Annotated in this window: 23 protein-coding genes; 11 read left to right on the top strand and 12 right to left on the bottom strand. The window is 59.6% G+C overall.

What is annotated here, in order from left to right; genetic code table 11:
- Positions 1–64: 64 nt before the first annotated feature.
- The 4 genes from PDO_RS25020 to pth all read left to right on the top strand — a co-directional run bounded on the left by PDO_RS25020 (position 65) and on the right by pth (position 4,847).
- Positions 65–664: a 50S ribosomal protein L25/general stress protein Ctc gene (locus PDO_RS25020; protein WP_007608363.1), complete on the top strand. Its 600-nt coding sequence runs from the start codon at positions 65–67 to the stop codon at positions 662–664.
- 219 nt (positions 665–883) lie between these two features.
- The gene (locus tag PDO_RS25015) at positions 884–3,259 is read left to right on the top strand and encodes an EAL domain-containing protein (RefSeq protein ID WP_007608362.1); all 2,376 of its coding nucleotides are present in this window, start codon (positions 884–886) and stop codon (positions 3,257–3,259) included.
- A gap of 27 nt (positions 3,260–3,286) precedes the next feature.
- Positions 3,287–4,039 carry a substrate-binding periplasmic protein gene (locus PDO_RS25010; protein ID WP_007608361.1) on the top strand — a complete coding sequence of 251 codons (753 nt, stop codon included), beginning with the start codon at positions 3,287–3,289 and terminating at the stop codon, positions 4,037–4,039.
- 82 nt (positions 4,040–4,121) lie between these two features.
- Entirely contained in the window at positions 4,122–4,847 is a 726-nt protein-coding gene (pth, locus tag PDO_RS25005) for an aminoacyl-tRNA hydrolase (RefSeq protein WP_007608357.1), read from the top strand.
- A 12-nt stretch (positions 4,848–4,859) separates the two neighbouring features.
- On the opposite strand, the gene aqpZ is transcribed toward pth, so the two are convergent.
- Both aqpZ and clpS read right to left on the bottom strand, forming a co-directional pair.
- Positions 4,860–5,549: an aquaporin Z gene (gene aqpZ / locus PDO_RS25000; protein ID WP_007608355.1), complete on the bottom strand. Its 690-nt coding sequence runs from the start codon at positions 5,547–5,549 to the stop codon at positions 4,860–4,862.
- Positions 5,550–5,729: 180 nt separating this feature from the next.
- Positions 5,730–6,041: an ATP-dependent Clp protease adapter ClpS gene (gene clpS / locus PDO_RS24995; RefSeq protein WP_037075493.1), complete on the bottom strand. Its 312-nt coding sequence runs from the start codon at positions 6,039–6,041 to the stop codon at positions 5,730–5,732.
- 203 nt (positions 6,042–6,244) lie between these two features.
- Here clpS and ychF point away from each other — a divergent pair, with 203 nt between their 5' ends.
- From ychF to PDO_RS24975, 4 genes are all read left to right on the top strand, one after another.
- Positions 6,245–7,348: a redox-regulated ATPase YchF gene (gene ychF / locus PDO_RS24990; RefSeq protein ID WP_007608352.1), complete on the top strand. Its 1,104-nt coding sequence runs from the start codon at positions 6,245–6,247 to the stop codon at positions 7,346–7,348.
- Between the two features lie 110 nt (positions 7,349–7,458).
- Entirely contained in the window at positions 7,459–7,932 is a 474-nt protein-coding gene (locus PDO_RS24985) for a MaoC family dehydratase (protein ID WP_037075459.1), read from the top strand.
- Positions 7,929–8,417, top strand: a complete 489-nt coding sequence (locus PDO_RS24980) for a MaoC family dehydratase (protein ID WP_037075456.1) — start codon at positions 7,929–7,931, stop codon at positions 8,415–8,417. Before PDO_RS24985 ends, PDO_RS24980 begins: the two co-directional genes overlap by 4 nt.
- On the top strand, positions 8,414–8,893 hold the full coding sequence (locus PDO_RS24975) for a glutathione peroxidase (protein WP_007608350.1): 480 nt from the start codon (positions 8,414–8,416) through the stop codon (positions 8,891–8,893). The genes PDO_RS24980 and PDO_RS24975 overlap by 4 nt, the downstream gene beginning before the upstream one ends.
- A gap of 71 nt (positions 8,894–8,964) precedes the next feature.
- Here the strand turns inward: PDO_RS24975 and PDO_RS24970 are convergent, their stop codons facing one another.
- From PDO_RS24970 to petA, 4 genes are all read right to left on the bottom strand, one after another.
- On the bottom strand, positions 8,965–9,510 hold the full coding sequence (locus PDO_RS24970) for an adenine phosphoribosyltransferase (RefSeq protein WP_007608340.1): 546 nt from the start codon (positions 9,508–9,510) through the stop codon (positions 8,965–8,967).
- Positions 9,511–9,704: 194 nt separating this feature from the next.
- On the bottom strand, positions 9,705–10,589 hold the full coding sequence (locus tag PDO_RS24965; RefSeq protein ID WP_007608339.1) for a cytochrome c1: 885 nt from the start codon (positions 10,587–10,589) through the stop codon (positions 9,705–9,707).
- 26 nt (positions 10,590–10,615) lie between these two features.
- Positions 10,616–11,884, bottom strand: coding sequence for a cytochrome b (locus PDO_RS24960; protein ID WP_007608338.1), 1,269 nt, complete (start codon positions 11,882–11,884; stop codon positions 10,616–10,618).
- A 14-nt stretch (positions 11,885–11,898) separates the two neighbouring features.
- A complete protein-coding gene (gene petA / locus PDO_RS24955; protein ID WP_037075490.1) occupies positions 11,899–12,477 on the bottom strand; it encodes a ubiquinol-cytochrome c reductase iron-sulfur subunit in 579 nt (192 codons plus the stop codon).
- A 288-nt stretch (positions 12,478–12,765) separates the two neighbouring features.
- Between petA and PDO_RS24950 the strand changes: the two genes are divergently transcribed.
- A complete protein-coding gene (locus tag PDO_RS24950; RefSeq protein WP_007608335.1) occupies positions 12,766–13,725 on the top strand; it encodes an endonuclease/exonuclease/phosphatase family protein in 960 nt (319 codons plus the stop codon).
- A 54-nt stretch (positions 13,726–13,779) separates the two neighbouring features.
- Here the strand turns inward: PDO_RS24950 and PDO_RS24945 are convergent, their stop codons facing one another.
- The 5 genes from PDO_RS24945 to PDO_RS24925 form a co-directional block, all read right to left on the bottom strand.
- Positions 13,780–15,651 carry an ABC transporter ATP-binding protein gene (locus tag PDO_RS24945; RefSeq protein ID WP_007608333.1) on the bottom strand — a complete coding sequence of 624 codons (1,872 nt, stop codon included), beginning with the start codon at positions 15,649–15,651 and terminating at the stop codon, positions 13,780–13,782.
- Positions 15,652–15,796: 145 nt separating this feature from the next.
- Positions 15,797–17,698 carry a HAMP domain-containing methyl-accepting chemotaxis protein gene (locus PDO_RS24940; protein ID WP_007608331.1) on the bottom strand — a complete coding sequence of 634 codons (1,902 nt, stop codon included), beginning with the start codon at positions 17,696–17,698 and terminating at the stop codon, positions 15,797–15,799.
- Between the two features lie 236 nt (positions 17,699–17,934).
- Complete coding sequence (locus PDO_RS24935; protein WP_037075451.1) at positions 17,935–18,357, bottom strand: DMT family transporter; 423 nt, start codon at positions 18,355–18,357, stop codon at positions 17,935–17,937.
- Positions 18,354–18,836: a DMT family transporter gene (locus tag PDO_RS24930; RefSeq protein WP_244426526.1), complete on the bottom strand. Its 483-nt coding sequence runs from the start codon at positions 18,834–18,836 to the stop codon at positions 18,354–18,356. The genes PDO_RS24935 and PDO_RS24930 overlap by 4 nt, the downstream gene beginning before the upstream one ends.
- Before the next feature lie 148 nt (positions 18,837–18,984).
- Positions 18,985–20,844: an ABC transporter ATP-binding protein gene (locus PDO_RS24925; RefSeq protein ID WP_007608329.1), complete on the bottom strand. Its 1,860-nt coding sequence runs from the start codon at positions 20,842–20,844 to the stop codon at positions 18,985–18,987.
- A gap of 378 nt (positions 20,845–21,222) precedes the next feature.
- Between PDO_RS24925 and PDO_RS24920 the strand changes: the two genes are divergently transcribed.
- The gene (locus PDO_RS24920) at positions 21,223–21,681 is read left to right on the top strand and encodes a tRNA (cytidine(34)-2'-O)-methyltransferase (RefSeq protein ID WP_007608326.1); all 459 of its coding nucleotides are present in this window, start codon (positions 21,223–21,225) and stop codon (positions 21,679–21,681) included.
- Between the two features lie 149 nt (positions 21,682–21,830).
- Positions 21,831–23,186 (top strand): hypothetical protein, encoded by a 1,356-nt coding sequence (locus PDO_RS24915; protein ID WP_007608324.1) that lies wholly within the window; start codon positions 21,831–21,833, stop codon positions 23,184–23,186.
- Between the two features lie 63 nt (positions 23,187–23,249).
- Here the strand turns inward: PDO_RS24915 and PDO_RS24910 are convergent.
- Positions 23,250–23,468, bottom strand: a 219-nt coding sequence (locus tag PDO_RS24910) for a flagellin (RefSeq protein WP_007608323.1), incomplete at its 5' end; no start/stop codon positions are given.

Below are 23,468 nucleotides of genomic sequence, written 5' to 3'. Positions count from 1 at the left end.
AGTCCTGGAACGCCGCTGAAAGGCAGCCACCAGGGCTCTCCAGACAACTTGAAAGGTTAAAGCCATGAGCCATGCTTCATACGAGCTCAAGGCCGTAGCACGCGAACGGGTAGGTAAGGGGTCCTCCCGCGAACTTCGCCGCAACGGTTCCATCCCAGCTGTCATCTATGGTGACAAGCAGGCCCCGATTTCGATCTCGATCAACACCAACGAGATCACCAAGCGCATTCATGCCGGCGGTTTCATGACCACGATCGCCGTTATCGAAATCAACGGCGAAAAGATCAAGGTTCTCCCGAAGGATTACCAGCTCGATCCGGTCCGCGATTTCACCATGCACATCGACTTCCTCCGCGTCTCGGCCAACAGCCAGGTCTCGGTTCAGGTTCCGGTGCATTTCGTCAACGAAGACAAGTCTGCCGTCAAGATCGGCGCAGTCCTCAACATCGTGCGTCACGACGTTGAACTGCATTGCCCGGCCGACAACATCCCGGAATTCATCACGGTTGATCTTTCCGGCGCCAAGATCGGCGACAGCATCCACATCTCGGCCGTGAAGCTGCCGGCAGGCGTGACCCCGGTCATCGCTGACCGCGACTTCACCATTGCAACGCTGGTTGCACCAGCTGGTGGCGTCGAAGAAGAAGCCGAAGCTGAAGCCTGATCAAACCGAAATTTCGGTTAGAAAGAGAACCCACCTTGGAAACAGGGTGGGTTTTTTTGTATTTCAGGCTCTTATTGTCATAAAACTCACAAAAATGCGGATGGCGGCTTTAACTTGATTTAACGGTTTCATGAAAGCGTGACGGCCGTATTCTCGCCACAAAGGGAGCATCCCGAGAAACATGTCCCATCGTCAGCGGCATAAAGGAGCGAAATGCCGATGACACGATCAGTCGAGAGTCGATTCCTGGCGATTGTTGCGATCACGATCTTCATTCTTGTCGTTCCGCTCTTTGCCCTCTTCCTCTCGCTCACCACGGAGCGCGCCTCCAGCGAATTGCAGCAAAACCTGGAAGTGCTGATCGCCGCCAATGGCCAGGCTCTCGCAAAGCCGATGTGGGATTTCGACCGCGAGAGCGTCGAACAGATTACCGCAACGATCATCTCCAACAGCACCGTCAGCCGGGTTCACGTCCGCGATCTGTCCAATGGCATCAATGTCTCGATGCCAGCGCTGCCGAAATGGCCAAAGAACGGCCTGAGCTCGATCACCCGCGAAATCTTCTACCATGCCATCGAGGGACCAAAACTCGTCGGCACGATCACCATATATTATAGCCGAATCGACATGTTCTCTTCGCTCCGCCAAGCAGAAGTGATTTTGATCGGCATCTTCATGCTGGCCGTCCTCGGCGTCGTCGGCGCTGCAGTCATCGGCAACCGCGTCATGGTGATGAGACCATTGCTCAAACTGACTGCCGCCATCGAGGCAACCCGCAGGCTGGGTTCTCGCCATCATGTCGACTGGCAGTCGAATGACGAGATCGGCCGGCTTGCACGCAGCTTCAACGCCATGCAGATCAAGCTCGAGCAGGAAGAACGCGAACTGAAGCTCGCCCACCAACGCACCACCGAAATCTACAACCTGACCCCGGCCATGCTCTTTTCGCTCGACGAGCAGGATCGCATCACTGGCGTCAGCGACTACTGGCTGCTCGCCACCGGCTATCAGCGTCACACGATCGTCGGACGTCACTTTTCCGAACTCGTACCCTTGGACGCCTGGGAAAACTATCTGGAGCACAAGCGGACCAAGGCGATTGTCGGCGTCCTCGAGGCCACCACCCGCTTCGTCTGCGCCGACGGCACGGTCATGGACGTTCTGATCGCCGAGGCAAATCGCGAGGCGCAGGAGGGCGACGAAGGCCTTTCGCTCAGCGTCATGACTGACGTCACGGCCCTCAAGCAGTCCGAGGAGCGCAACCACCGTCAGGCGATCACCGACCACCTGACGGGCCTTCGCAACCGCCAGGGCTTCGAGAACGCACTCGACGACGAGATCAAGCTGACCGACGCAACTGAACACGAACTTGCCTGCATCTTTGTCGACCTTGATCGGTTCAAGTGGATCAACGACAATCTCGGCCACCAGGCTGGCGATACAGTGCTGTGCCATTTCGTCGAACGGATGAAGGCACATTTGCCGATCGGCGCGACGGCGGCCCGACTTGGCGGGGACGAGTTTGCCATCCTGTTGCGCGCCACGGATGCCGAGAGCGTTGCCATGGAGCTGAGCCGGCAACTGTGCGACATCTTTGTCGAGCCGATCAAGATCGATGGCGCCACCGCCCGCCTGAGCGCCAGTGTCGGCATCGCCATCTATCCGCGCCATGCGGCCAATGCGGCGGAACTGCTGCAAAAGTCCGACATGGCGATGTACAGCAAGAAACGCGACGGCAAGAATGGCGCTCAGCTCTACAATCCGCTCATTCAGGACGACACGCGCCAGCGCGCCGAGATCGAACACGATATCGAGCAGGGATTGAGCAACGACTGGTTCGAGGCATTTTTCCAGCCCATCGTCCAGATCGAAAGCGGCAGGGTCGTCGGCTACGAGGCACTGATGCGGCTCGTGCATCCAGAGCGGGGCATCGTGCCGCCAACCGAAATCATTCGGATCGCCGAGGAAATCGGCGCTATTGGCAAGGTCGGTGGCCGGATTCTGGAAAAGGCGCTGGAGAACCTGGTGCGACTGAGTACCGCAACGGATGACGATAGCACGTACCTTGCGATCAACTTCTCGCCGCTGCAGTTCGAGCCATCGCTACCGGTCCGGCTGGCGTCCTTGACGACAAGGCACGGCATCGCGCCCAAACGCATCGTCATCGAGATCACCGAGGCAACCCTGCTGCACGACAACCCGCAGATCCGCACTATTCTCGATGACTTCAACCGCTTCGGCTATCGTATTGCACTTGACGACTTCGGCACGGGTTACTCGTCGCTGAGCTATCTCAACCGCTTCCCGGTCGATATCGTCAAGATCGACCAGTCCTTCATCCGCTCGCTGTCGGAAGTCGAGCCAGAACTGCGCAACAAGAGCCGCATGCTGGTTGAAGGCATCACCGCCATTTCGCACAAGATGGAATGCAGCGTTGTGGCGGAAGGCGTGGAGACCGAGGAACAACGCGTCCTTCTAGAGGAATTCGGCGTGGATTACGGCCAGGGATATCTCTTCGCGCGCCCGCAACCGGTCGCAGCCTTGATCGACGCCGCTATCAGGAAAAACCGCCTGCGCGAGGGTGCAGCGGGCTAGAAACACCAGGAAGAGAGGCATACCGCAATGAAAGTGCTTGGAATTCTACTTTCACTTGCGGCGGCCCCGGTTGCCGCCGCCGACACTGTCTACTTTACCACCGAAGACTACCCGCCCTACAATTTCCGCGCCGGCAACGACATAAAGGGCGCGGGCTACGACCAGTTGATCGTCATGATGGAGGAGTTGAAGATCCCCTACTCCGTCGAGATGATGCCATGGGCACGCGCTATCGCGCTTGCCCAGACAGAGCCGATGCATTGCGTCTTCACCACGGCCCACATCCCCGAACGCGATACGCTGTTCAAATGGGTGGAGCCCCTGGCGGTCGGCCGCAATCTGATGGTAGCCCGCAAGGGGTCAGGTCTCGACGTGAAGAATACCGACGAAGCCAAGTCCTATACGGTCGGCACGCAGCGCAATGACTACACCCAGACGCTGCTCGAAAATGCCGGATTTGAGAAGATCGATCTCGCGACCGATCTCAAGCTGACCCTGAAGAAACTGGAAAGCGGCCGGCTCGATCTGATGCCGATCGACGAGCAGCATTATGTGCAACTGGTAAAGGACGGCGAACCCCTGGAAGTCAAATTCGTCTTCACCGAGCAGAAGTTCTCGATCGCCTGCAATTCGACTTTTCCGGATGATCTCCTGGCCAGGATGCAGGATGCTCTCGATACGATAATTGCCGATGGCCGGCAGGCCGAGATCCTGGGCAACTATGGCCTGCTCGGGTCGAATGTCAGTGCGCTTGCCAGCACGCCAGCCTCCAACCCTTGACATTCAGCGCGTTTCGCGGTGGTGAAAGGCCGCGCCGCGATCGGCGCGGTCACTGACCAAAACGGCAGAAACGGACGCAGCCATGATGATCCTTGCTGGGCTCGGAAACCCAGGCTCTCAATACGAGCGCAATCGCCACAATATCGGCTTCATGGCGGTGGACGCGATCCATCGGCGCCATTCCTTCTCGCCCTGGGCGAAAAAATTCAAGGGCCTGATCGCGGAAGGCACACTTGGCACCGAAAAAGTGCTGCTGATCAAGCCGCAAACCTTCATGAACCTCTCCGGCGAAAGCGTCGGCGAGGCGATGCGCTTCTACAAGCTCGGACCCGAGGATATAATCGCCATTTACGACGAACTGGACCTGATGCCCGGCAAGGCTCGCATCAAGACCGGTGGCGGTCATGGCGGCCATAACGGCATCAAATCGATCGATGCCCATTGCGGGCTGAACTACCGGCGCCTGCGCCTCGGCATCGGCCACCCCGGCGACAAGTCGCGCGTCCACGGCCATGTCCTCGGAGACTTCGGCAAGTCGGATGCCGAATGGCTAGAGCCGCTGCTCGAAGCGCTGGCCGACAATGCCGACATGCTGATCAAGGGCGAAGATTCGCAACTGATGAACAAGCTGGCACTGGCAACCGGCGGCAAGGCGGACGAGGAAAAGCCGGCCAGGGCACTAAAGCCGGCGAAGACCGGCCAATCGCACATCCACCAGGCGCGAAACTTCAACCAGCCGAAAAAGCTGCCGGAATCCGGACCGATGGCGGACATGCTCAAGCGCATGTTCGGCAAGAAGGACGACTAAGTACAGTTCTGCTCAGTCACGCTCATCGGACAGACCTTTCCACAGCAAGGCCCCGATCACCGCCCCGGCTATGGGGGCCACCCAGAACAGCCAGAGTTGCTGTAGCGCCCAGCCGCCGACAAAAAGCGCCTGACTTGTCGAGCGCGCGGGATTGACCGAGGTATTGGTCACCGGGATCGAGATCAGATGAATCAGCGTCAAACCGAGGCCGATGGCAATCGGCGCAAAGCCGGCGGGCGCCTTGGCACTGGTGGAGCCGAGGATGATCACCAGGAAGAAAGCCGTCAGTACAACTTCGATCACCAGCGCCGAGACGAGGGAATATCCGCCCGGCGAATGCTCACCGTAGCCGTTTGCCGCAAAGCCGCCGATCTCGGCTCCCGCCTTGCCTGTGGCAACGATGTAGAGCACCAGCGCTGCGGCGGCCGCACCCAGCACCTGGGCCGCGACATATGGCCCGAGATCGCTTTTGCCGAACCTCCCGGCAACGGCAAGCCCGACGGAGACTGCCGGATTGAAATGCCCGCCGGAAATCCCGCCGACCGCATAGGCCATCGTCAACACGGTAAGGCCAAAAGCCAGAGAGACGCCCAGCAGGCCAATGCCGACGTCTGGAAATGCCGCCGCCAGAACGGCGCTGCCGCAGCCGCCAAACACCAACCAGAACGTACCAAGAAATTCGGCAAGCAGTTTCGAACGCATGAGAAACCCCCTCCATGCATGAACCAAGCTGTCTGGATAAAAAGACGGCAACATCCCCATGTTGCCTGCGCGACCAATTTCCAGACACGCTACACTAGCAAATTTTGCTCTACCTGCAATTGCCTGGGAAAAGATCCATAGCAATGGACCGAACATCGCGAAAGGCCTGTGGAACCCCGTCTATTCTTCCGGTTCGGTGGTGAACATCAGCGGAAACCCGGCCTCCTTGGCGAGATCGGTTGCCTCCTTGGCCTTCGTTTCGGCAATATCACGGGTACAGACGACGACAACCGCCGAGCCGAATTTGTGTGCCGTCATCATCACACGATTGCCGGCCTCCTCGCTCATGCGGAACACCGCTTTCAGCACGACGGTGACGAATTCGCGCGGCGTGTAATCGTCATTGAGCAGAATGACCTTGTAGAGCTTGGGCCGCTCCAGCTTCGGCTTGGATTGCAGCTTCGGCTTCAGGGAGACGTCTTTGTTCGGCATCAGGCTCTTTCCGTCGTCGATCGCATTGGTCAGGAATGGCCCCTGTCCGGCCATTCAACAACAGACGTTCCTCATCCCCCACGGCTGCAACTTATCCTGCCTCAGCTTTGCGCGCGGCGCAATATCAGCCGAAACCCTTGACCCGGCGCGCCCCTTCGCCCATAGGCAAGGCAACAAATCCCACTACGTGACGGAATGAACCCATGGGCTTCAAATGCGGTATCGTCGGACTGCCGAATGTCGGCAAGTCCACTCTCTTCAACGCGCTGACAAGGACGGCCGCAGCCCAGGCTGCCAACTATCCGTTCTGCACCATTGAGCCGAATACCGGCGAAGTGGCCGTGCCGGATCCGCGCATGCAGAAACTGGCATCGATCGCGGGCTCCAAGGAAATCATCCCGACCCGCATCTCATTCGTCGACATCGCCGGCCTAGTGCGCGGCGCATCGAAGGGTGAAGGCCTCGGCAACAAGTTCCTCGCCAACATCCGCGAAGTCGATGCTGTCGTGCATGTGCTGCGCTGTTTCGAAGACGACGACATCACCCATGTCGAAGGCAAGATCAATCCGGTCGGTGACGCGGAGACCATCGAAACCGAACTGATGCTCGCCGACCTGGAGAGCCTCGAGCGCCGCGTCGAACAGACCCGCAAGCGCGCGGCCTCCAAGGACAAGGAGTCGCTCGCCCAGTTGCCGGTCATGGAAGCCGTCATCAAGCTTCTGAACGAGGGCAAGCCTGCTCGCATCCTGTTGAAGACCCTGGCTGCCGACGAGATTGAAGTGCTGAAGGGCCTCAACCTTCTGACCTCGCATCCGGTTCTTTATGTCTGCAATGTCGCCGAAAGCGATGCCGTGGACGGCAATGCGCACACAAAGGCCGTTGCCGAAATGGCCAAGGCTCAGGGCGCGGAATGCGTGATCATCTCGGCTGCGATCGAAGCGGAAGTCGCACAACTGCCGGACGAGGAATCGAAAGAATTCCTCTCGGCGCTTGGTCTGGAAGAAGCGGGCCTCGACCGCCTGATCCGCGCCGGCTACCACCTGCTCGACCTGATCACCTATTTCACGGTTGGCCCGAAGGAAACCCGCGCCTGGACCATTGTGCGCGGCACCAAGGCCCCCCAGGCCGCCGGCGTCATCCATACCGACTTCGAACGCGGCTTCATCCGCGCCTTCACCATCTCCTTCGACGACTACATCGCCTTCAAGGGTGAAGTCGGCGCCAAGGAAGCAGGCAAGGGTCGTGACGAAGGCAAGGAATATGTCGTCCACGATGGCGACGTCATCCACTTCCGCTTCAACACCTGAAGCAAGCAAGAAAGCGCCTTCAACGAGGCGCTTTTTTTATGTGCGGAAAACAAGTTCAGACTTGAACATAACCCCGTCTTGCGCAGACTGCCGGTGAAAGCGAGGGTGAGATGACGGAGACAGACAAGCTTCACTACGAGGATTTCACACCCGGGCGGCGTTTCGACTTCGCCCCAAATACCATTGCGGCGGATGAAATCATCGCATTCGCCCGTGAGTTCGACCCGCAGCCGATGCACCTGTCGGAAGAAGCGGGCCGTGCCAGTATTCTCGGCGGCCTGTCGGCATCGGGATGGCACACGAGCAGCATCTTCATGCGCATGATGATCGATAGCTATGTGCTGCGCTCGGCCTCCGAAGGCGCGCCCGGCATCGATCTGATGCAATGGCGAAAGCCTGTACTGGCCGGAGACACGCTCAGCGGCCATTCTACGGTCGAGACGGCCCGCCTGATGCGCTCGCGGCCACATCTGGGCATTGTGACCTTTCAACATGAATTGACCAACCAGCGGGGCCAGCTTGTCCTGTCCGCGAGAAACGCGATCATGTTGCGTCGCCGCCAGGTTGAAGAGGTATCGCCATGAAGATGCTCGACCTCTATCCCGCCGGCACCCGCTTGGAACTCGGTTCGTTGACCTTCACTGCCGAAGACATCATCCGTTTCGCCAGCACATTCGATCCGCAGCCCTTTCATATCGACGCTGAAGCGGCGAAGTCTTATGTCTTCGGCGGTCTCTGCGCCTCGGGCTGGCATACCTGCGCTGGCTGGATGAAGAACTTCGTCGCCTTCTGGGATGCAGAAACAATACGGCTGACGGCCACCGGAACAGAAACGCCTAGGCTCGGCCCCTCGCCCGGGTTTTCCGAACTGCAATGGCTGAAGCCGGTCTATGCCGGCGACACCGTCACCTACTTCATGACCCCGATCGAGACCCGCCGTATGCCCGGGACAAAGGGTTACATGGTCATTTCAGCCCTATGCGAAGGCTTCAACCAGAACGCCGAGCCCGTCCTACGCTTCAACAGCAATATCATTGAATTTCCGGAACCCAAGGATTTGCCATCATGAGCATTTACAAGTTCACCGCTCGCGACATCGAAGGCCACGAGCGCAATCTGTCCGACTACGCCGGCAAGCTTGTCCTGATCGTCAATACCGCCAGCGCCTGTGGCCTGACGCCGCAATACAGCGGCCTGGAAACGCTGCAGCAGACCTTCAAGGACGATCTCGTCGTGCTCGGCTTCCCGTGCAACCAGTTTGGCGGCCAGGAGCCCGGAACGGAAAAGGAAATCGCCCTGTTCTGCGAGACCAGCTTTGCCGTCACGTTCCCGCTGTTTTCGAAGATCGAGGTGAACGGCGAAGGTGCCGACCCGCTTTATGCCTATCTGAAAGCGGAGACCCCCGGCGAGGATCAGGGCGCAGATATCGGCTGGAACTTCGCCAAGTTCTTGATCGGCCGCGACGGCAATCCGATCGCCCGCTTCTCGCCGCGCACCGCGCCGGAAGATATTAAAGCGGATATCGCCAAGGCGTTGGCTGGCTGAGGACCAGCCGGTCACTGACCGCCAGGAGCAAGGTATGCCGGCCGACCGGGCACGGTCGACCGATGCAATCCTCAATGGCCGGAGAATTCGACCAGCGTGCGCACCTCGACGCCAAGAGCCTCGAGTTTCTTGCGTCCGCCAAGGTCCGGAAGGTCGATGACGAAGCAGGCAGAGACGACATCCGCACCGATCTGGCGCAGCAACTGCACGGCACCGACCGCGGTTCCACCGGTGGCGATCAGGTCGTCGACCAGGATGACCTTTTCGCCGGGCTGGATCGCGTCACGGTGGATCTCCATCTCATCGACGCCATATTCCAGGCTATAGGCGATGCTTACCGTCTCGTGCGGTAGCTTGCCCTTTTTGCGAATCGGCACGAAGCCGGCCGAAAGCTGGTGCGCAACCGCACCACCGAGGATAAAGCCGCGTGCCTCCATGCCGGCAATCTTGTCGATCTTCAGCCCGACATACGGCTGCACCAGCTCATCGACGGCCCGGCGAAATGCCCGCGCATTGCCCAGCAGTGTCGTGATGTCGCGGAACATGATGCCCGGCTTCGGATAGTCCGGGATCGAACGGATGGAATCGACGAGGTAATTTTGTACTTCGGAGCTCATTGGTATCCATGGCCTTTGGGAGAGTTGGCGGCAAATTGGCCTTTCGACACCGGCTTGTCCACCTCTGTCATCGATGGGCAGAACCAAGTGAAAAAGCCGGCAGGCGCGTCGGGACACCATCAGGAAAACGGCCCCCAACAAAAAAAGGCGGGACCGCGAGGCCCCGCCTTTTTCACAAAACCGTCAGCTGACGATCAGTGTTCCTTGTTCGCGTAAACCGACTTCTTGGTCAGGTAGATCAGGGCCGAGAAGATGAACAGGAAGATCATGACCATGAAACCCATGCGCTTGCGGTCTTCCAGATGCGGTTCGGCAGCCCACATCAGGAATGCAGCGACGTCCTGGGAGTACTGGTCGAGCGTCTGCGGTGCGCCGTCGTCATAGGTCACCTGACCATCGCTGATCGGTGCCGCCATGGCGAGCGCCTGGCCGGCGATGAAATGCGGGTTGAAGTGCGTGCCTTCCGCAATCACAACACCCTCAGGTGGTTCCTGATAGCCGGTCAACAGCGCATGGATATAATCCGGGCCGCCTTCCTGGTAACCGCCAACGATCGGGAACATGTCCCAGATGAACTGCGGGAAACCACGCGTCACGCCGCGTGCCTTCGCGATCAGCGAGAAATCCGGAGGCGCCGCCCCGTTGTTCGCAGCCGCAGCCGCTTCATGGTTCGGGAACGGCGACGGGAAGTGATCCGACGGCACGGCCTTGCGGGTAAACATTTCACCGTCGGCGTTCGGGCCATCCTGCACTTCGTAATTCGCGGCGAAGGCTTTGACCTGCTCTTCCGAATAGCCCAGACCTTCCAGAGTCCGGAAGGAAACCAGGTTCATCGAGTGACAGGCGGCACAGACTTCGGTGTAGACCTTGAGGCCACGCTGAAGCTGACCCTTGTCATACTTCCCGAACGGACCAGCGAAGGACCAGTCGATCTGCTCGGGCTTCAGGATCGGATAGTGGCCCGTCTTGGCGGCATGTTCGACCAGATGGGCGAGATCACCCTCTTCGGCTGCGAGAGCCATGCCGGAAAATCCGGCCATGGCAGCAATCAGCGCGATGCTCGTGAAAAGCTTTTTCATTGTTCTACTTTCCCTCTCTCGCGCACTTAGGCTTTGGCCGCGGCAGATTTGCCGCTCTTTTCGAGCACGTCTTCGGTGATCGAGTTCGGAATGCGACGCGGCGTTTCGAACAGGCCGAGCAGTGGCATCATGACCAGGAAGAAGCCGAAGTAGTAAGCGGTACCGATCTGCGACATGACGACATACATGCCTTCCGCCGGCATGGCGCCAAGCCAGCCGAGGACGATCGAATTGGCCACGAACAGCCAGAAGAACAGCTTGTACCAGGGACGGTAGACGGCCGAACGAACCTTCGACGTGTCGAGCCAGGGCAGGAAGAACAAGACGATGATCGCGCCAAACATCACCAGAACGCCGCCGAGCTTGGAATCGATCGGGCCGACATTGAAGGTGATCGCGCGAAGCATCGCGTAGAACGGTAGGAAGTACCATTCCGGAACGATGTGAGCCGGGGTCTTCAGTGCATCAGCAGGGATGTAGTTGTCCGGATGGCCGAGGAAGTTCGGCATGTAGAAGACAAACCAGGCATAGGCGATCAGGAAGATGGAAACGCCGAAGGCATCCTTGAGGGTCGCGTAAGGCGTGAACGGCACGGTATCCGTCTTCGACTTGACTTCGACACCGGTCGGATTGGTCTGGCCGGTCACATGCAGCGCCCAGACGTGCAGGATGACAACGCCGACGATCATGAACGGCAGCAGGTAATGCAGGGCGAAGAAGCGGTTCAGCGTCGGGTTGTCAACGGCAAAGCCGCCGAGCAGGAACTGCTGGATCCATTCGCCGACGCCCGGAAATGCGGTGAAGAAACCGGTGATAACGGTCGCACCCCAGAAGGACATCTGGCCCCAGGGCAGGACGTAGCCCATGAAGGCGGTCGCCATCATCAGAAGGAAGATCACCACACCGAGGATCCAGAGGATTTCGCGCGGCGCCTTGTAGGACCCGTAATAGAGACCACGGGCAATGTGCAGGTAGACGGCGATGAAGAAGAAGGACGCGCCGTTGGCGTGCATGTAGCGCAACAGCCAACCGTGGTTGACGTCGCGCATGATCTTCTCGACCGACTCGAATGCCACCGAGACATGCGCGGAATAGTGCATGGCCAGAACGACACCGGTCAGGATCTGCACCACCAGCATGACGGCAAGCATCGCACCGAAGGTATAGGCATAGTTCAGGTTGCGGGGAACCGGATAGGCGACGAAGCTATCATAGACCATGCGCGGCAACGGAAGGCGCGCATCAATCCATTTTTCGACGCCGGTCGACGGCTGGTAACTGGAAGGACCACTCATATTCTCTTATCCCCTCAACCGATCTTGATCACTGAATCAGACACAAATCCGAAGGTCGGAATTGCAAGATTCATCGGTGCCGGACCTTTCCGGATACGACCCGCGGTATCGTAGTGCGAGCCGTGGCAGGGACAGAACCATCCGCCGAAATCGCCTGCCTGACCAAGCGGCACGCAGCCGAGATGGGTACAGGAACCGATCATGACGATCCAGTTCTCCTTGCCTTCGCCTGCAGAGCGGGCAAGGTCGGTTGCGTCAGCGGCAGCATCGACATTGGCGTTGCGGGCAATCGGGTCCTTGAGGTCGGCAAGCGCCACCTGATTGGCTTCCTCGACTTCCTTGGCCGTGCGGTTGCGGATGAACACCGGCTTGCCGCGCCACTTCACCGTCAACGACATGCCGGGCTCAAGCGCGGCCACGTCGACTTCGATCGAAGCGAGCGCAAGAGTGGAAGCGTCCGGACGCATCTGATCAATGAACGGCCATGCGACGGCGGCTGCACCAACCGCGCCGGCCATACCGGTCACCATGTAGAGAAAGTCACGGCGCGTAGGTTCGGCCGCATGTTGTGCATTGGTCTCGTGTTCGCTCACGGTCAAATTATCCTCTTCGCAATCCTGCGACACACCGCATTCTGCCCCCGCAGTGGGAATCATGAATCAGACATAGTCCGGCCATAGATTCCCCCCAGATTGCCGCGTTCTAAGCTTGATAAAGCATTCTGTCCAGTCTCCGCACGGGGAAGGAGCCACTATGTCGCGGAATAAATTGTGACGTGGTGCCATGAGGTTGGATGAACCGGACGGTTCTTGCAAGCCCGCCTTTTTTCAAGCATGGTCGGGTGCCTCCGGCCGAGCCCGGATGACAGGGTCGGGACGGGCATGAGAGACAATATCTATTGCGTTTTTTGCGTCCTGCTGACACTGGCGCTGGCGGCCCTCGGTATGCGCTATGTCACCGAGCTTTGGATTTTTTCCTTCTTTTTCAGCCTGCAACTGCAGATCAGTCTGATCGTTCTTGTCGGCATCCTGCTCTGCCTTCTGGTGAAACGCGGCGTCTATGTATGGATATTGCTGGCCGTCTGTCTCGCCCTGATTGGCCACAGCCTGTGGATGAAGCGCGAATTCGTCGCCAGCCCCTTGCCAGCAGAGGCGATCGCCAACGCCCCTCGCCTGCGCATCCTCAGCTTCAACATCCTCAACGACAATGTCGAGAATGCCGGAAAGATCGCCGACATGATCCAGGGATCGCAAGCGGATGTGGTCTACATCATGGAAGCCAATCCGCTTTTTGGCGAACTCGATCGGCTCGGCGAAACCTATCCCTACCGCATCGGCTGCGGCATCGAGACCCCAACCTGCGATCTGATGATGCTGTCGAAGCATCCCATCCGGGCTGGCCGCTACGATGAGCTCAGCGATCTGCGCGCCGACCGCTTCGCCGAGATCGAGATCGAGGTTGCCGGCCGCAAGATCAGCCTTCTCGCGGCCCACGTTTCGAAACCGTATTTCGACGATTATCACAGCATTGAAATGGACAACCTCATCCTGGGGCTGAACGATGCCAAAGGCAGCGTCATCCTGGCCGGCGATTTCAACTCGGACAGCATCGCACCGGACATGCAGCGTTTCCTGCGGCGCTCGGGCCTGCGCAAGGTCGGCCCCGAACCCGCGACATGGCCAGTCGAAGCCGGCGTGGCCGGCATTGCGATCGATCACATCTTCATCGGCAAAGAGTTCGCACCGCTGTCGCTGAAGCGTCTCGACGAGAGCTATGGATCAAACCATTTCGGCCTTGTCGCCGACGTAGCACTGATCGGTGAAGCCGAACCAGACAACTGATCACGGGTTGTCCCCGCCCGCGATTGAATCGCCGAACAAGAAAACAAGCGCGCATCAGGCCTCCTCGACAACACCCTGCGTATCGAGGAAACCGCCGGATTGCCGCGCCCAGAGCTCGGAATAAAGTCCGCCCCGCGCAACGAGTTCGGCATGTGTCCCCTGTTCGATGATCCGGCCCTTGTCCATGACGACGAGACGGTCCAGCGCGGCAATGGTCGACAGGCGATGGGCGATGGCCAGAACTGTCTTGCCTTGCATCAGCTTGTCGAGATTGGACTGAATTGCTGCCTCGACTTCCGAGTCGAGCGCCGAGGTCGCCTCATCCAGGACGAGGATCGGCGCATCCTTCAGCATCACACGGGCAATCGCCACCCGCTGGCGCTGCCCACCCGAAAGCTTGACCCCGCGCTCGCCGACATGCGCGTCAAAGGCCTTGCGTCCACGTTGGTCTTCCAGGCGCTGGATGAAGTCGAGCGCTTCTGCCCTGTCCGTCGCCTTCAGCAATTGCTCATCGGATGCGTCCTCGCGTCCGAATACGATATTGTCGCGGATCGAGCGATGCAGCAGCGCCGTGTCTTGTGTCACCATGCCGATCTGCGACCTCAGGCTCTCCTGCGTCACCGTTGCGATATCCTGGCCGTCTATCACGATGCGGCCCCCCTCGACATCGTAGAACCGCAAAAGCAGATTGACCAAGGTCGACTTGCCGGCTCCTGAACGACCGACGATGCCCACCTTTTCTCCCGGTGCGATGGTCAGTGTCAGGTGATCGATCACGCCCTTCTTGCGGCCATAGTGAAAGCTGACGTTTTCGAAGCGGATTTCGGGCGATACGACTTTCAGCGCCGTGGCATCGGCGCGATCGACCAGGTCGATCGGTCTAGCGATCAACTCAGCGGAATTCTGGATCGTGCCGATATTGCGCATGATGCTGTTCATCTGCGTCATCATCCGGCCGAGCAGCATGTTGAGCCGCAGCACGAGGCCGAGCGTGAATGCGACCCCGCCGCCGGTGATCGCGCCGGAAAACCACAGATCGATCGAAATTGCAGCGACCATCACGATCATCACCCCAGACAGGATGGCAAGCGAGGCCCGGACGCCCGTCAGAAGTCGCGCAAAGGGCCTCAACGTGTCCTGAAAGCGATCGAAACCCGCCTTGATATAGTGATCGTTCTGCCGCTCCTTACCGAACAGTTTCAGCGTCTGGATATTGGAATAACTGTCCACTAGACGGCCATTCAACATTGACGACGCTTCAGCCGATTCCCTGGCGTGATAGCGGATCTTTGGTACGAACAGGCGGGCAAGCACCAGGAAAATCGCGATCCACACTCCGATGACCGCCGAAAGCCGCCAGTCGAGCTGTGCGACCAGCGCCATGGTCGAGATCGTGTAGATCACCATGAACCAGACAACCTGAAGCAGGGAGGTCAACAGGTCCCCGGTGGACTGGCCAGCGGACCAGACCTTGGTGACGATACGGCCGGCAAAATCGTTCTGGAAGAAGGACAGCGATTGCCGCGCGACATGCGCATAGGCCTGCCAGCGCACCAGATTGAAGAAATTGAGGACGATCACCTGTTCTTCGACCAGCGCGCCGATCGTCACGACGATGAACCGTCCCGCCAGCATGACCAGGGCCATGGCGGCAAGCTCCCCCCCATGGGCCGCAAGCAGCCCGTCCCATCCGGCCTCCTTGGGCACGGTGTCGAGCACATCGACCAGCCGACCGACAAACCAGAACAGGCCGGCCTCCAGCACGGCGATCGAGCCGCCGAATATCGCCATGAGCAGGAAGGCAAGCTTCGCCTGGCTGACATAGAACCAGACAAAGGCCAAGGTCTTCTCCGGCGGACGCAAATTGTCCGAGCGGGAAAATGGATCGAGCCAGTTTTCGAAGAGACGCGCAACAGAATGAAACATGCAATGCGATATAGGCGGTTTCCACCGTCTGGCAAAGCAAGCCGGTCATTACATTTGCGTAATAACGGCTTTGCAAAAATGGCAACGGCGGCCGAAGCCGCCGAACCACACATTATTCGTCAGGATCTTTCCTGATCAGGGGGCGTCAGCGCCGCCGGGCAGCCGTGGCCCCACCGCCGAAGGCAGAGGCCAGTCGGTCGCTCATCGCATGCGCCGGCGAAGCAACCGGACGCGAGGCCGATGACGCGACATGCAGATCCGCCCGGCCATCGCCCAGCCTGAACTGCGCCAGCAGCGCGTTGAGCGCAGCTGCCTGTGCTGCAAGGCTGTGGCTTGCAGCCGTGGTCTGCTCGACCATCGCCGCATTCTGCTGTGTGCCCTGGTCCATCTCGTTGACCGACATGTTGATCTCGGAAAGACCGGTCGACTGTTCGCGGGCCGACACGGCGATGGACGCGACATTGTCGTTGATCTGCTGAACCTCGGTCACGATCGACTGCAACGCCTTGCCGGTCTGGCCGACCAGATCGACACCATCACGGACCTTCTCGCCCGATGTCGTGATCAGCGCCTTGATCTCCCGCGCCGCCTTGGCGGAGCGCTGGGCCAGTTCGCGCACTTCCTGTGCCACCACGGCAAAGCCCTTGCCCGCCTCGCCGGCACGGGCCGCCTCGACCCCGGCATTCAGCGCCAGCAGGTTGGTCTGAAACGCAATATCGTCGATCACGCCGATGATGTTGCCGATTTCGCTCGACGATTTCTCGATCACCTCCATGGCATTGACGGCCTGATGGACAATCTCTCCCGAGCGCTCGGCGCCGTGACGGGTTTGTTCGACCAGCTTGCCTGCCTCGCCGGCACGAACCGCTGAATCCTTGACCGCGGTCGTGACCTGTTCCAGCGCAGCGGCGGTTTCCTCGACGGAGGCAGCCTGCTGCTCGGTCCGGCGGGACAGATCATTGGCGGCGGAACGGATCTCATTGGCGCCGGCATCGATCATTCGGGCATTCTCGCCGACGGACTGCAGCACCGATTGCAGTTTCGCCACCGATTCGTTGAAATTGGCACGAAGCGGCTCAAGCTGGCCGGCAAACGGAATGTCCAGACGGAACGTCATGTCGCCATCGGACAGACCCTTCAGGCCACGCGCAATACTCTCGACAGCAAACGAGACGTCGGCTGCGGTACGAGCATTGTGTTCGTCCCGAGCAAGGCGCTCGCTTTCGCTGGTGGAGCGATTGTTTTCGGTTTCCAGTTCCAGCCGCTCGCGTGCGACGGCATTGTCACGGAATACGGAAACGGCAGCGGCCATTTCGCCGATTTCATCATGACGATCCGTATGCGGTATCGAAATCTCATTGTTGCCGGACGCAAGCATGTTCATCGAGTGGGTAATCGCGCCGATCGGGCGCGTGACGCGGACGAGGCTCAGCAATGCCGCGCCGGCAGCCACCAGAGCAGCAAGCACAATGGCGCCAATGGTGGTGATGTAAGCGAACTCGGCTGCAAGCGCTGCGGCCTTTTGATCGTCGTGGCTCCGGGCGCCGATTTCGTTGATCATGTCCTGCATGAGGATGCCGGCCTCGCCACCGATCGGAATCATCTCCGCGATGATGGCCTTTGCTTCATAGACGCGTGATGCCTTGACCACGGTGACGAACTTTTCGCCCAGCGCATCATACGTGGACAGGACTGCGTTCAGCTTGTCCATGCTCGCCTTCGTCGACGGGTCGGAAATCCTGTCGCTGAATGCCTTGAAAGCGTCTGCGCGCTCCGCGGTCTTTTTTTGCAACTGTTCAAGCGTCCGCTTCTGATCTGCGGCATTGCTGGCGGTCAGCGTCATCAGGTAAAGCCGACGCACTTCGGACAAGAGCCTGTCCAGATTTGCCGTCATCAGCGATTGCTCCATCCGGTCTCCCAGCTTCTCGGCCTGAGCGTTGAGCTCGGATACGGAGCGCATCCCCAGCACGCCCTGGAGCAGGAGGAGAACGACGACTAGCGCGAAAAGCGCCGGCATAAGAAATTTGATTTTGACTTTGCTGAACATCTGAAACCGCAATCTGAGCTTGATGGATATCGCCCTGTCTTGGCAGCTTAAACTAAAGAAAAAATTACGTCAGATGGCGAAGTCCAGCACTACGCCGCCACCATAAGTCATTGTAAAATTAGAATGTTACGAAAATCAAACGAGCGACGGAACTGCCTCATGCCGCTTCGATCAGTGGCAGCTTGTCGGCCTCGAGAAGAAGAGTGTCCGGCAATCCTGCGCCGTCCAATCTGGTCCTAACGCGAGAAACGCGTCAGGTAAATGCCAAGCAGGATCAACACCACGCCAATCACCTGACCGGCATGAAGACCCGATGCAACCTGCAACTGGTCGATCATCAGCCCGGCGATCATCTGCCCGCCGATGATCAACAGCGCCGAACGGGCAGCGCCGATGCGCGGAAACACATAGGAGCTGACGGCGACAAAACCGGCCCCGATGATGCCGCCGGTAAAGGCCCAGCTCGGCGCCAGTCCAAGAGTGTGGAAATTGCCGCGTTCGAACAGCAACACAAACACGGTGAGTAGCAGGAAGCCACTCAGGTGGTTCCAGAACGACGCCTTGAACGCACCGCGATCCATGCCGAGGCGGCCATTGATCGAGCGCGACATGCCGACAAAGGCACCGGCGGTAAGCGCGATCAAAACATACCCGATCATGACGCGCCTCCCGAATAGATCACCAGCGCGCTGCCCATGGTCACCAGCAAGGCGGCCAGCAGGTCGAAACGGTTGAGCGGGCGTTTGGGGGTACCGAACCAGCCCCACAGGTCGGACAGGAGACTGAACAGGATCTGCCCGACAAGCATCAGCGACAGTGCACCGGCCAGGGCAAGGCTGGAATTGACCGCGATGGATCCCAGCGCAACGGCAAGCGCGCCGGGCGCTCCGCCAAAATAGGACCAGAGCGGCGGCCTTGCAGCATGGATCGCCAGGTCAGCCGGTTTCGGGGACCGCATCCGGCTGGTCTGCAACAGCACGATCGCTGCGACAGCCCCTACACCATGCACGACCCAGGACGCGATGAACGGGGTGGAATAGCTGGCAAGCCCGCTGTTCAACGTGACCATCACCGCCAGCATGCCCCCTGCAACGGCCGCCCAGATCCAGTCGAGATATTGCCGCATCGGCTTCGCCATTTCATTGATTTCGGAGTGCGCCCAGCACCCGAATAAGCATGCGGACCCTGAATGCCAATCGACATTTCCTGATCCGGGTGCAGAAAAACTCAAACGCGCCGCCGGATGAATGGCGACGCGTTGCGGCAATGAGGGGGAAACGGCGGTGTTACTCCGCCGCCTCGTCGGTTTCGTCGCCGTCCTCGGCTGCCAGGAAGCCGCCGGACTGGCGGTTCCACAGGTCGGCATAGACGCCACCCAGCGCCACCAGTTCCTGATGCGAGCCGCTCTCGATGATCCGGCCCTTGTCGAGCACGATCAGCCGGTCCATCTGCGTCAGCGTCGACAGGCGGTGCGCAATCGCAATCACCGTCTTGTCCTCGATCAGTTTGAACAGGCTTTCCTGGATCGCCGCCTCGACTTCCGAATCGAGTGCAGACGTTGCCTCGTCCAGTACCAGGATCGGCGCATCCTTGAGGAAGACGCGCGCAATCGCGATGCGCTGGCGCTGGCCACCGGACAGTTTCACCCCGCGTTCGCCGACATGCGCATCGAGACCCGCACGGCCCTGCTGGTCGGCCAGCGTCTGGATGAAGTCCCAGGCATTGGCACGGCGGGCAGCCTCGATCACCTCGGCATCCGTGGCATCCGGCCGGCCATAGGCAATGTTGTCGCGGATCGACCGGTGCAGCAGCGAGGTATCCTGGGTGACGACGCCCACCAGGGACCGCAGACTGTCTTGCGACACCTGCGAAATGTCCTGCCCATCAACCAGAATTCGGCCCTTCTCCAGGTCGTAGAAGCGCAGCAACAGGTTGACCAGCGTCGTCTTGCCTGCGCCGGAACGACCGACCAGGCCAACCTTTTCCCCGGCCTTGATCGTCAGCGCGAAATCCTCGATCACGCCGTTGCGCTTGCCGTAGTGGAAGCCCACCGCATCATAGACGATCTCGCCCTTCGGCGCCGTCAGCGCTTTTGCCGTCGGCGCATCGACGATGTCATGCGCCGTGGTCATCATGCCCATGCCGTCGTAGACGGTGCCGATGTTTTCAAACAGCGCCGCCACTTCCCACATGATCCATTGCGACATGCCATTGATGCGCATGGCAAGACCGATGGCGATCGCGATCGCACCGACAGATACCACGCCGTCGAGCCAGAACCAGATGCTCAGCGCCGAGATCGAAAACAGCACGATGGCGTTGTTGATATCGACGGCAATGTTGAGCAGCGTGATCTGCCGCATCTGGCGATGCACGGTACCGAGAAAGGCATCCATTCCCTCCCGCGCATAGCTCTCCTCGCGGCCGGCATGGGAAAACAGCTTCACCGTCGCAATATTGGTGTAGCTGTCGACGATCCGGCCGGTCATCATCGAGCGCGCATCCGCCTGTTCGCTGGACAGCTTGCGCAGCTTCGGGATGAAGAAGCGCAGGATCAGCACATAGATGACGATCCATGCGGCGAGCGGCAGAACCAGGCGCCAGTCGACGGCAGCAACGAGAGCCAGCATCGAGACGAAGAAACTGGTGGCATAGACGAAGACGTCGATGACCTTCATCGTCGATTCCCGGATCGACAGGGCCGTCTGCATCACCTTGGTCGAGACTCGTCCGGCAAACTCGTTGGCGAAAAAGGTCATCGAGTGACGCAACAGGAAGCGGTGCATCTGCCAGCGCGCGATCATCGGGAAGTTGCCCGCCAGAACCTGATGCATCGTGATCGAGTGGATGATCCCAACGATCGGAAGCCCGACCAGCACCAGTGCGCCCATGGCGATCAACCGCGAACCCTCGTTTTCAAGAAACGTGGTTCGATCGGCATTCGACAACCAGTCGACGATATTACCGAGGAACTGGTACAGGAACACTTCGCCCACCGCGATCAGCAGCGAGCAAAGCCCGAGCACCAGCAGCCACGGCCATGCGGGCTTGGTGTAGTGCCAGCAAAAGGCAAACAGACCCTTCGGCGGCAGAGAAGGCGCATCCGAAGGATAGGCATTCAAGCGGTTTTCAAACCACGAGAACATGTGGAACTCCATGAAGAAGCGCGCGAACGGACATGTCATCGGGACGTGTCGCAACTGCGCGAAATGTCAATGATTGAGGCCACATAGGGCCGCAAGATGAATCAGTTTGGGAAATACAAAGGCGATGAAGTCGCCGTCACGCAGGCCTGGCGAGCAGGTGGGGCACTGGCTTCAAACCGAAAAAATCCATCGATGGCCCTCCCTCGTGCGTGTTACAGATGATGATGTTGTAACCACCTCGGCAGCGCTTGCAAAGCGGCGAATGGCACATGACAGGGCATTCCACTGCAACTGTTGCAGACTGACAACAACCAGAAGGTTGACCCTTGCCGCCCAGCCCCCTTGAGGGTGGTGCTAGGCTGGCGTAGAACCCGCGTCATGACAGCGCTCCGCATCGCCCTTTTCCAGCCCGACATCCCCGGCAATACCGGCACCATCCTGCGCCTTGCCGCCTGCCTCGGGTTAAAAGTTGATATCATCGAGCCGGCCGGCTTCGTCCTCTCCGACAAGAACCTGAAGCGCGCCGGCATGGATTATCTCGCCAGCGTCGCGATGACACGCCATGTCAACTGGGAGCAGTTCGACCAGTGGCGACGCGCTGAAAACCGACGTCTAGTGCTAGCATCGACCAAGGCCGCAGAACCATATACCGGCTTTTCCTACATGCCGGACGACATCCTGCTCTTCGGTCGAGAAAGCGCCGGCGTGCCCGATCAAGTTCATGATATGGCAGACGCACGCATCGTCATTCCGATGGTCGAGGGCCAGCGCTCCATCAACGTCGCCATGTCGGCCGCGATGATTGCAGGCGAAGCATTGCGCCAGACCGCGCTTTAGGTTCGAGAAAAGGCAATCGTCAAGGAACCCGCGGCCCGGATCCGCTAGCGTATGATCCGATGGACGCCTTGGCGCGTCGGAGTACAACCACAATTGCTAATTCATCCGAAACGGTCTATGTTGCGGCGCAGCAAAAACGGGAGATGGAAATGTTCGAAACAGCATTCGCCCTGAGTTTGACCCAGTTTGCCCGAACCTTCAGTACGCCGGAACGGCTACAGCACCGGCCGGCGCGCAATGCCGCGCTCGAGCCCTGGCGCATGCGCAATACCGGGCTCGACGCATTGTTCTACGACGTCAAGTCGCTGTCCGCCGAGGAAACCTTCTATATCAGCGATGCGCTGGCCTCCGAAGGTTTGATCATGATCGTGCCGCCCGGCGGACATGGCATGCTGACAATTTGCGACAGCGTCGAGGAATACCGTCTGCGCGGCGGCCGCAACGTTCATGCGCTTGCCGTTGCCGGCATTGGCGGTTCCGCGATCGGCGCCGCCGCCTTTGCCCGCAACGTCGCCAACGCGATCGACGCCCCGGTGGCCGCCGTCGTTTCTGGCTATGGTCTCGGCGACATCGTCAACGAGGCGATCGGCGGCGCCTTCTTCTTCGGCTGGCTCGGCCATGTCCGCAGCAATCTCGAAGTGATCGACGATCTGGTCGGTCGGCCGAAACTCGGCGCCTACGGCAAACGCGATGCAGACACGGAAAGTGTCCGCAGCACCGGCTTGGACACCGACACGGTCGCCACGCTGCTGGCCGACCCGGAGCTTTCGTTCAGCCTGCTTGCCGGTCACTCGCGCGGCAATCGCGTTCTGGCCGACGCACTCCAGTCGCTGACCGTATCCGCACCGGCGCGCCTGGAAACGCTGGCCAACAAGGCGCGCATCGTCACCTTTGGCGGTCGCATCAAGATGCCGGACATCTTCACCGACGTGGTCGACGTGGTGGGCGAACTGGATTGGTTCGGCGAGATCAACTCACGACCGAAGATCAAGACCGACATTCGCGTTCCGCTCTGCGGACATTCGACCAATACCGATATCGCCGGAGCCCTGCAGGTCACGAAAGTTCTGAAAGACATCCTCGGCGCGGCTTCGCCCTCGGCTGTTGAACTGAAGGAGATCGAGCCGCAGGTGGTCGAGGCTGAGACACAGGCGGCGCCTGCCGTACCAGACGACGAACCCGCTCCGATCGAACTTGCGCCACTGGCGTCCGCTGAGACAGCCCCGCCAGCTCCGATCGTAGAGCTGATGCCGGATATGCAAGCGCACGATGACATGCCGCACGCGTTGGCCGACGCCGAACCGCCGTTGCCGGTTGTCAGCGAAGCCGGTCCAGTACCGTTGGAACCGGAAACGAGCCCGGCATTGGCAACGCCAGTGGCCGTAACGCCAGAAATCACAACGCCAGCGAAGGCCACCAACCCGGCACCGACCGCCAAACCGACGGCACCGGCAAGGGTTTCATCTGCACGGACAAAATCGAAGCGCTCGCCACCGAAGCACTGAGACCATCATCGCATCAACAGCCCGCCGCACAGCGGGCTGTTGTCGTCTCAGGTCCTTGCGAGGTCAGAGAAACAGCTTCAGCGAATTCCCCATGGAATTGTTGGCAATGTTGAGCGAGGTTGTTTGAAGCTGCTGAGCCGCCAACTGGGCCGCCAGCAATACGGACTGCTCATTCAGGTCCGCATCCACCAGACGACCGATTCCGGTCTGCGTGACATCCTGTAGATCCTGCATGAAATCCATGTTGGCGGAAACGCGATTGCGCGTTGTGCCGATCTCGGC

The organism is Rhizobium sp. PDO1-076 (assembly GCF_000247475.1).
Classification (GTDB): Bacteria; Pseudomonadota; Alphaproteobacteria; order Rhizobiales; family Rhizobiaceae; genus Allorhizobium.
The sequence above is the reverse complement of the archived record's forward strand: the minus strand, read 5'-3'. Positions and strand labels throughout refer to the sequence as shown.